Below are 10660 nucleotides of genomic sequence, written 5' to 3'. Positions count from 1 at the left end.
TGCACTCCGCGCTCGACTACCGCCCGCCGGCCGAGTTTGAGAGGATGGCGGCTTAACGCTCCTATGCGTGGTCCTCAAATACCCGGCCACTACAGCCCTGCGCGCGAAACGCATGCCGGATCCGGACGCGCTTCAGGTCTTCGTTTTGCTGAACGGAAACAGCTGCTGCTTCACGAACCCATCCGGCATGTAGTCACCCACCACGCCGTATTTCTCCGGAAACTGCTTCGTCGACTTCACGGCGGTACCGAACGCATAGTCGATGAAGGCGTAATGCGCCGCATAGTTCTTGTCGATCGCTTCGTCGTCCGACGCGTGATGCCAGTGATGGAAATCAGGTGTCACGAGGACGTACTTCAACGGACCCCACGGCAGATGCACGTTGGCGTGGTTGAACACCGCCTGGAAGCCGACCACCAGAATGTACGCGTTGGTCACCGCTTCGCTGAAACCCAGCACGTAAAGCGGAGCCAGCACGCAGACGCGGGTGAACAGCAGTTCCAGCATGTGCTGGCGTGAACCGGCCAGCCAGTCCATCGTCTTCACACTGTGGTGTACGGAATGGAAGCGCCAGAGGAAAGGCACCTCGTGATACGCGCGGTGCGTTGCATACTGCGCCAGGTCGGCGACGAGAATGCACAACAACAGCTGGGGCACGAAATGGATGCTCGCGACCATGCGCTGGAAGTCGCTGTTCACCAGCCAGGTGAACGCGTGGTGGATCAGGAAGTTCACCACGAGCAGCGCGAGGCCCACCGCAAAGTGATTCACGGCGAAGTGCTTCATGTCGGTCTGCCACTCGAAGCGAAACACCGACTGACCACGGTAAAGCGGAAACAGTTTTTCGATCACGACGAACAACACTGTCGAGCCGAGCAGGTCGAGGATGAACCAGTCGAGGCCGATGTAGGGCGTGTGGTCGGGGAATGCGCCTACCGGCACGCGCGACCCGCCGAGCGCGACGGCGGCGAGTACCATGGCGAACGCGGCGATATTGAGGTTGCGGCGGCGGCCGAGGATGACGTTCGCCAGCGACAGGCCGCCGGCGATCAGCAGCGCACCCAGCAGTGCCTGACGCAGGACATCCACCGAATACTTGTGCCGCAGATCGGGCGTGGTCAGGTACTGGGGGAAATGAAAGGCAATGACGGCCAACAGGCAGAGGAAGCCGAGCGACAGCGCAATCGCCGTGCTGACCATGGCCTTGCGGGGGTCGAGGTGACCGCTTTTGTTCAGCAGGTCGCGTGTTTCGTCGACGACCGCTTCCGCACGACGGACAGGCGCCGTCGCGACACGACGGGCGATGGCCCGCTTCTTTCCCCTGCTCATGGAGGCTCCGTTCCGGTGAGTTTGGACGAATCCTAGCACCCGGCCGGCCTGGGGGCTGCCTGGGCCGTCCGCCGCCGGTGACGCAGGAGGGACCAGGGTTTAAGCTGACCCCATCCGACCCCACCTGTGGGGTACCCCATCTCTACCGGCGAACCTGATGGATTCCCTGATTTCCCTTGCCGAACGGCGCCTGCTCACCCCCGGCGGCCTGGCTTCCACCGACCTCGATCGCGTATTTTCCCAGCTGATGGGGCCGTCGATCGACGCGGCGGATCTGTATTTCCAGCACTCCCGCAGCGAGTCGTGGGTGCTGGAGGAAGGCATCGTCAAGGATGGCAGCCACTCGATCGAGCAGGGTGTGGGCGTGCGCGCCATCTCCGGTGAGAAGACCGGTTTCTCCTATTCGGACGAAATCGTGCTTCCGCAGCTGCTCGAAGCCTCCCGTGCCGCGCGCGCGATCGCGCAGGGCGGAGCGGGTGCCGGCAAACCGCTCGCCATCGCGACAGGGCGCGGGCTGTATCCGGCCATCGACCCGGTCGAGAGCCTGCCCAACGAAGCCAAGATCGCGCTCCTGCGCGAGGTGGATGCCTATGCGCGTTCGCGCGATCCGCGCGTCAGGCAGGTCATCGTCAGCCTGGCGGCCACGCTCGACACGATCCTCATCGCCGGCTCGGACGGCACGCTGGCCGCCGACGTACGTCCGCTCGTGCGTCTCAACGTCCAGGTCATCGCCGAGCAGAACGGCCGCCGCGAGCAGGGTCATTCCGGTGGCGGCGGTCGTTACGGCTATGGCGAACTGATCGAGAACGGTCGCGCCCACGCCTTCGCCGAGGAAGCGGTGCGCCAGGCGCTGGTCAATCTCGAAGCGGTGGATGCGCCGGCCGGCAACATGACCGTCGTGCTCGGCCCGGGCTGGCCGGGCGTGCTGCTGCACGAGGCCATCGGCCATGGTCTCGAAGGTGACTTCAACCGCAAGGGCAGTTCCGCCTTCACCGGTCGCATCGGCCAGCGTGTCGCGGCCGACGGGGTGACCATCGTCGACGACGGCACGCTGCCGGGTCGCCGTGGCTCGCTGAGCATCGACGACGAAGGCACGCCGACCGAATGCACCACGCTGATCGAGAACGGCATCCTCAAGGGTTACATGCAGGACAAGCTCAACGCGCGGCTGATGGGCGTCAGGTCCACCGGTAACGGTCGTCGCGAGTCCTTCGCGCAGCTGCCGATGCCGCGCATGACCAACACCTACATGCTCGCCGGTAACCGTGAGCCGGAGGAGATCATCCGGTCGGTCAAGCGTGGCCTCTACGCCGTGAACTTCGGCGGCGGTCAGGTCGACATCACCAACGGCAAGTTCGTCTTCTCGGCGAGCGAGGCCTATCTCATCGAAGACGGCAAGGTCACGCGTCCGGTCAAGGGTGCCACGCTGGTGGGATCCGGCCCCGAGGTGCTCACGCGCGTCTCGATGATCGGCAACGACCTCGCGCTCGACGAAGGCGTGGGCGTGTGCGGCAAGGACGGGCAGAGCGTGCCCGTCGGTGTGGGCCAGCCGACGTTGCGTGTCGATGGCATGACCGTCGGCGGCACCGCGGCCTGACCGCCAATACGTTGACGTGGAACGTTTTCGTGACATACCTCGGAAGAGGTATGTCACCAAGGAACGCATGCAACGTGCGTTCCGGTCTTGATCGAAGCAATCCTCTGCAGGGCAAACCGGACGTCCGTCACGGAATGCGAACTCACTCTGCGAAAAGTCGTGCTTCGAGCACCCTCTAGTATTGTGAGTGACATTCAGCAAGCGGAAGATCCGCGCTGACAGCGTATGGATGGCTAAAGCCCGGGGCAAGGCGGGTCCACCTCCACTTACCGCGAAACGAACGAAGACCGCCGGCGCGATATGCGCTGGCGCACGCGTTCGTGCGCGATGGGAAATGTGCTGTCGATCACGCGGCTCACCTCACACGCGGCACATACAGGGGACCTCTCGTCCATGAAGCGACAACCCAGATCACCCCGCGGTACGCCGAGGCTGGCGAGGCTGTCCGCCTTGCTCGCCATCGCGCTCCTGGGCGTGACCGCGACGGCGCAAGCCGTCACGCTCGCGCCCTCGGACCGGCAGGACATCAATCTCGGTGCCCGGCCCTGGAAATACACCAAGCAGGCCATCGCCAACCCGAATGACCCGGTGACCTACGCGCCGCTGCCCAACGGCGACGACGGCGCCCTGGTCAACTACAACGACAGCGCGTGGCTGACCGTCGGCATCCCGCACGCGGCCAACGACTTCACCACCTTCATCAACCAGGAGTCCGGCGGTGGCCAGGGCAGCCTGGACGGCGAGACCAGCTGGTATCGCGTCAGGCTCGACGACTCGGCGAAGTTCGCCGGCAAGAAGGTCATGGTCGAGTTCGAAGGTGCGCACACGGGTGACCGTGTCTACATCAACGGCCATTTCGTTCCCGGCACCGGCGTGCTCAACCAGCCAGGCCAGAAGGACGCGCAGGCGACCCACGTCATCGGCTTCGTGCCGCACATCGTCGACCTGACGCCGTTCCTCAAGTTCGACGGCAGCGACGTGCTGGCCGTCAAGGTCAGCCGCAGCGGCGGCGGTTTCTTCGAGGACCCGGGTTTCTCCGGTTCCTTCCGTTTCGGCCAGGCCGAAGCGGGCCTGTTCCGCCCGGTGAAGCTGCACGTCACCAACTTCGTGCACATCCCGGAAAATGTCTACGCGGGTCAGAACACCTGGGGTACCTACGTCGGTACGCAGAGCCTGAGTGCCGACCACACCTCGGCCGTCGTACGCGTGCAGACCAACGTCGCGAACGAAACCGCCGCCGCGAAGACGGTCACGCTGACGACCCAGATCGTCGACGCCGACGGCAACGTCGTGACGTCGGACCAGCAGCAGAAGTCGCTGCCGGCCAACTACGTACCCAGCGACCAGACGCCCGTGTTCGACGAAACACTGCAGGTGAGCAACCCGCACCTGTGGTTTCCGAACAACAGCCTGGACGGCAAGCCGTACCTGTACAAGGTGCTGCATACCGTCAGTATCGACGGCGTCGTGGTCGATGCGAAGCAGAGCACGCTCGGCATTCGCGTGATCACCTGGGACAAGGACTTCCCGTACATCAACGGCAAGAAGCAATACATGTGGGGTGGCTCCGGCCGCTACGATTACCCCGCGCTCGGCTCGTCCGTGCCGGAAGAACAGCAATGGCGCGATCTGCAGCAGCTGGCCGCCGGTGGCGGCAACCTGTGGCGCCCGGGTCATTCGCCGTCCAGTCCCGAATTCGTCGAGGCGGCGGACGCGCTGGGCGTATTCATCGTGCAGCCCAGCGGCGACGGCGAGAACGGCTTCGCCACGCCCTGCGCGACCGGCGACCGGGCGTGCAACGACATGTGGACGATCAAGCGCGAGGTCCATCGTGACATCGTGATCCGCGATCGCAGCCACCCGTCGATCCTCGCGTGGGAGCACGACAATGGCGTGATGTCGACACCGTTCGCGGTGGAACTTCGCGCGCTGGCACGCACGTGGGACAGCATCGCACCGCGTGCCGCGGCGGACCGCACGCCCGATGCCGCCAATGGCGACATCCTCAGCTGCTCGAAGGCCGGTTGCGAAACCTACCTGCATTCGAACGAATTCCCGAACAAACCGGCCTGGGGCGCGGAATACTGGGGTCCGGGTACGCTGCGTCATTCGTACGACTACGAACTGGCCTTCGCGCTCAACTACCTCGTGCCGTATTCGCAGGCGCGCAAGGTCGGCACGTTCGGCATGGCGCAGTGGTACATGTCGGATACGCCGGGCGAAGTCATCGAGATGGTCGAAGGTCTCGAGGACGCGACGCACTGGACCTACCAGCGCAACCCGGACGGCAGTATCGCGACGCACGCCGACGGCAAGCCGATCAAGGGCTTCCGCCACAACGTGCGCGGCAACAACGCATCGATGACCGATGCGAACCGCTTTCCGCGCATGCTGTACTACATCTACGAATCGGTGTGGGTGCCGTACGAACTGCGGCCGGTGGTCAAGCTGGCCAATCACTGGAATCGCCCCGGCAATATCCAGGTGAATGCGTTCAGTAACTGCCCGAAGGTGCGCCTGCTGGTGAACGGCGTGCCGCAGGGCAGCGATCAGGTACCCAATACCTGGGACACCATCGACGAAGCGTCTTACGCGCTCGAGAACGGCCCGGTCGACGAAGAAACCGGCAAGATGGTCGGTGCCGACAAGGCGCAGGCCACCACGAAGCTGCCCGGTCAGGTGCATTGGAACCTCACATGGCAGTCGGGTACGGCGACCGCGCAGTGTCTCGACGCACTGGGCAACGTGCGCACCGATGCCAACGGTCAGTCCGTGCAGGATACGCTGACCACGGCAGGCACCGCCGATCACATCGAGCTCGACGTCGTGCCGAACGTGGTCAAGCCCGATGGCTCGCGCTTCCAGGTCACCGCCAACGGCTCCGACGCCGCGTTCATCGTGGCGAAGGTGGTCGACAAGAACGGTGTCGTCGTTCCGACGGCGGCGCAGAAGGTGACCTTCGAAGTCACCGGCGGCGCGTCCATCGTGACCTATCAGGGCGGTACGCAGCAGTACGTGGATTACAGCGCCGGTGAAGTGCCGGACAACAATGGCGGCATCCCCGAGCCGATTCACAGCTATCACTCACCGGGTTCGCCGGAGCTGCAGTTCGAAGGTGGCCTGCAGAAGATCGCCCTGCGCTCGAAGTTCACCGCCGGCCAGGTCACGGTCACCGCCACGGCGGCCGGCCTCACGGCAGGCACGGCGACGTTCAACATCGTCGACGTTCCCGCGGCTCCGAATGCTTCGGGTCCGCCGTCGATCATCGCGCAGCCCATCGGGCAGGACGTGACGGAAGGTGATGTGGGCCACTTCTCCGTGACCGCGTCCGGCACGCCGCCGCTCACGTTCACCTGGAAGAAGAACGGCGTCGCCATCGCGGGCGCCACCAGCGCGAGCTATGTGACACCGGCGTCGACGCGTGCGGATGACGGCAGCAGCTATACGGTGGTCGTGCACGGACAGGGCCCGGATCAGGAGTCGGCCCCCGCGCTGCTCAAGGTGTTCGCCTTCAGCCCGGTGACCATCACGACGCAGCCCATCGCGCAGAACGTCGACGAGGGCCAGCAGGCGCACTTCCAGGTGGTCGCGTCGGGTTCGCCCACGCTCAGCTACCAGTGGATGAAAGGCGCGGCGGAGATCCCGGGTGCGAATGGCCCGAGCTATGTCACGCCGAGCCTGACCGTGGCCGACAACAACGTGAACTACGCTGTCGTCATCAGGAACTTCGGCAGCAATGCGTCGTCGGTGCCCGCTCACCTCACGGTGAATGCCGCGCGTCCGCCGGTGTTCACCGGTGCGCTGGCCGATGTGCGTGCCAACCCGGGTCAGCCGGCGACGTTCGACGCGTCCACGCTCGTGGCGGGCACCTCACCGTTCCACTACAAGTGGTCGGTCGGTGGCGTCGCGGTGGGCGACGATCTGCCCACACTCACGTTGCCCTCCGTGCAGCAGAGCGATGTCGGCACGTATACCGTGTCGGTGACCAACATCACCGGCGTCGTCGCGACCGCCTCGGCGAAGCTCACACTGGCACCGCCGGGTGCGAATCTTGCCCGCGAGAAGGCGACCTCGTCCACGGAGGTGGAGAACGTCAACGGCACTGCCGCATGGCAGGCGGTGGATGGTGACGAGACCACCCGCTGGGGTTCGAAGGTCGGCGACGACAACGCGAACATCACGGTCGATCTCGGCTCGTCACGGACGTTCAACCGTGTCGTGCTGAAGTGGGAAAACGCGCACGCCAGCGAGTACAAGATCCAGTACTCCGACAGCCCCGACGGCGGCTTCCAGGACGCGTATCACACCGATACGAGCAACGGTGGCACCGAGGACTTCACCTTCGACCACCCGGTGAAGGGTCGCTATGTCCGCATGCAGGGCGTCAAGCGTGCCACGGACTACGGTTACTCGCTCTACGAGTTCGAGGTGTACAACTCGCCCGGTTGCTGCGCCATCACGGATCGCTACACGTCCGCGACGGGCTCGACGCTGGTGACGGACAACCTCAGTGGCCTGCAGTGGGATCGCGTGCAGCGTGGCTTCGCCGACCAGGGTGCGCAGTTCACGCAATCCGTCGCGATCCAGACCTGTGCGCAGGATGGGATGCGTCTGCCGACCGTCGACGAAGCGCTGGCCATCAGCGGCCAGCATTATTCCAGCGCCGCGTTCCCGGGCGCATGGAATACGTGGACCGATGGCAAGGACCCGACCGACGCGACGTTCGCCTTCCAGGTGAGTTCGCTGGGCGATATCCGTCGTGAAGTGGCCGAGAACAATCCGGGCCATGTGCTCTGCGTCAAGGGTGCGAAGGTGGTCGCGCCGACGATTACGGCTCAGCCGGGCGCACAGAAGGCCGGTGTCGGTCGTTCCGCGCACTTCGCCGTGACGGCGACGGGCGTGGGTCCGCTCAGCTACGACTGGTACACGGTGACCAGGGACGCCAACGACCAGGATGTGCTCACGTTCGTCTCGAGCACGGCCGACGGTACCTATGCCACGCGTGCCCTCACGGCCGCGCAGAACGGCACGGTGTATCGCGTCAATGTCGTCAGCGCGCAGGGCATCACCACGGCAAGCAACAACGTCGTGCTGACCGTCGATAATTCGACGGCCGGCTTCGATCCGCCGGCATGGGCCGGTCCGGTGACGCAGCCGGGTGGCGGCAACGACAACGGCGGTGGCAATCCGGCCAGCCCGGGTAAGCCGGGTGACGGCAAGGGGGGCGTGAACATCGCGCTCGCTTCCGCCGGTGCGTCCGCGTCGTCGTCCCTCGGTACGGAGCGTCCGGACCTGAGTCCGTCCGCCGCGATCGATGGGGACTTCGATACGCGCTGGGGTTCGGTGCAGCAGGTGGATCCGGTCGACCTGGTGGTCAACCTGGGGTCGGTGAAGAGCTTCGACCACGTGATCATGCGCTGGGAGAACGCGTCGTCGGCGCAGTACACCATCGATGTCTCCAGCGACGGCAAGTCGTGGAACACCATCGTGGGTCCGGTTGTGGGCAAGGGTGGCGTCGACACGCAGACGTTCCCGGTGCAGACGGCGCAGTACGTGCGCATGAACAGCCTGAAGCGCATCACCGGTTACGGTGTCTCGATGTTCGAGTTCGAGGTGTATGCCGCCGCGCCGCCCCCGTCGTTCATCACCCAGCCGCAGTCGCAGAGCGTGACCGCGGGCCAGGCGGCGAGCTTCGGCGTCAGCGTCAAGGCGAGTAGCGCGGTCAGCTATCAGTGGCGACGTAACGCCGCCTCGGTGGCCGGTGCGACGTCGGCGACCTTCGGCTTCACCGCGACGACCGCGGACGCGGGTAGCTACGATGTGGTCGTGACCGATGCGTCGGGCCGCAGCGTCACCAGCAGCGCGGCGACGCTGACGGTGCAGCAGCCGGTCGCCTCGCAGGATCCGGCACCCGCCAGTGGCAACCTGGCACTGAATCGACCGGTGCTGGCATCGGATACCGAGAACGCCGTGGCGTTCAAGGCAGCCAACGTCAACGACGGTGACGCCGGTACGCGCTGGTCCTCGGGCTTCACGGACGACCAATGGATCCGCGTCGACCTCGGCTCGGTGAAGTCGGTGAACAAGGTGGTACTGAACTGGGAAAACGCGCATGCCATCAAGTATCTGATCGAGGTGTCGATGGATGGCCAGTCATGGAGCACCGCGTACGCGAAGGCCGGCAGCACGGGTGGGGTCGAAACGCTGACCTTCCCGGCCGTCTCGGCCCGATATGTGCGTATGCACGGCCAGACGCGTTCCACGCAGTACGGTTACTCGCTGTGGGAGTTCGAGGTGTACGGTGCGGATGCAGGCACGACGCCGACCGATCCGTCCAATCCGGGCACCGGCACGAACGATCCGTCGACGGGCTTCGACTACGACGTGTACCCGGGCTTCATCGGTACGCAGCTGCGCAACGCGACCAACGGCAAGTGGCCCGACGACAAGGTATTTGTCGCCGTCATCGGCCGCGACCCGACCACCAACGTGTTCTCGTGGGTGAAGCCGGACGGCACGACCGTGCCGCTCGCCGTGGAGGACAACGATGCTACGGGTCACCTGACCAAGAACGGACAGAACTATCCGAACTACTTCTTCACGCTCGCGCAGTCGAAACTGCTCAAGCTGCCGAAGCTGAGTTCGGGGCGTATCTTCGTCTCGGTCGGCGAGCCGATGTACATCAAGGTGCTCAAGGCGGCCGATAACACCATCGGTTTTGCCGGTCCCAACCCGCTCAACGCGACGGACCCGAACATCGACGTGTACTACGACTGGTATGAGTTCACCTGGAACGACGATGCCATCTTCATCAATACGACGCAGGTGGATCAGTTCTCCATCCCGCTGTCGCTCGATGTGTATGGCGGTAACAAGACCCGTCACGTGAACTCGGGTATCACGCAGACACGTGCGCAGATCTTCGCCGAGTACAACCAGGAGGTGCCGGCGGAGTTCCAGATCGCCGATGCCGATCCGATCCGGATCCTGGCCCCGGGCAAGGCGGCGTTCGATGTGGGCAAGCCGCAGGAGCATTACTTCGACGATTACATCGACCAGTCGTGGACGTACTACCAGTCCAACGTGCTGCAGATGAGCATCGGTGCCAAGCAGTTCGAAGGTTCCGTGGTCGATGGCGTGCTGGTGTTCAGACACACGAACTGGGCTGACACGCACGAGCCGGACGAGCCGCAGGGCATGCTCTTCAACGTGCAGAAGCCGACCACGCAGGATGTGCTCGAAGGTAAGGGCACGCTGGCGCGATCGAACGATCCGTGGGGCGTGGAAGGCCAGCTCGAGGCGCAGATCTGTGCGGAGTTCAACCGTCACGTGATGGAAGACAACAGCGAGTGGAAGGACGCCGGCGCGTTCTACCTGCAGTCGCCGGCGAACTACTACGCGCGCTTCTGGCACCTGCATGGGGTGAACGGCAAGGCGTATGGCTTTGCATATGACGATGTGTCGGATCAGAGCTCGACGCTGATCGAGACCCAGCCGGAGCATCTGGATCTGGGGATTGGTTGGTAAGTTGAGTACGTGAAAAAGAGAAAGGGCGGCGGAGTGATCCGTCGCCCTTTTTTGTTTGTCTTTCTCGGGATGGCTCGGCTTCGCCATCGCGGTTCGCTTCGAAGCGTTCGCCCTGAGGGAGGGCGCCGCCGGCTGCCATTCCTGTCGCTAAGTCCTCCTACGGCCTTCGCCTTCGTGCGGAAGCGCTCCAGGAACGGCAACCGACGT

General features: G+C 64.5%; 3 protein-coding genes. 2 read left to right on the top strand and 1 reads right to left on the bottom strand.

All coding sequences use genetic code 11. The features are described from left to right. Positions 1-132: 132 nt before the first annotated feature. Entirely contained in the window at positions 133-1329 is a 1197-nt protein-coding gene (locus BLT40_RS17595) for a sterol desaturase family protein (protein WP_090355305.1), read from the bottom strand. Between the two features lie 154 nt (positions 1330-1483). Here BLT40_RS17595 and tldD point away from each other — a divergent pair, with 154 nt between their 5' ends. Together tldD and BLT40_RS17585 are read left to right on the top strand one after the other, a co-directional pair. Beyond that, complete coding sequence (gene tldD / locus BLT40_RS17590) at positions 1484-2926, top strand: metalloprotease TldD (protein ID WP_176167742.1); 1443 nt, start codon at positions 1484-1486, stop codon at positions 2924-2926. A gap of 393 nt (positions 2927-3319) precedes the next feature. After that, positions 3320-10453 (top strand): beta-1,3-glucanase family protein, encoded by a 7134-nt coding sequence (locus BLT40_RS17585; RefSeq protein ID WP_176809211.1) that lies wholly within the window; start codon positions 3320-3322, stop codon positions 10451-10453. The last annotated feature ends 207 nt before the right edge of the window (positions 10454-10660 follow it).

Origin of the sequence: Dyella sp. 333MFSha, from assembly GCF_900102405.1 — a bacterium.
In the GTDB taxonomy this organism is placed as follows: domain Bacteria; phylum Pseudomonadota; class Gammaproteobacteria; order Xanthomonadales; family Rhodanobacteraceae; genus Luteibacter; species Luteibacter mycovicinus.
This window is presented reverse-complemented; position numbering and strand designations above follow the sequence as displayed.

Bases quoted from the DNA above. Each gene is read 5' to 3' on its own strand.
- BLT40_RS17585 (WP_176809211.1), top strand. From the start codon at position 3,320: ATGAAGCGACAACCCAGATCACCCCGCGGTACGCCGAGGCTGGCGAGG.
- BLT40_RS17595 (WP_090355305.1), bottom strand. From the start codon at position 1,329: ATGAGCAGGGGAAAGAAGCGGGCCATCGCCCGTCGTGTCGCGACGGCG.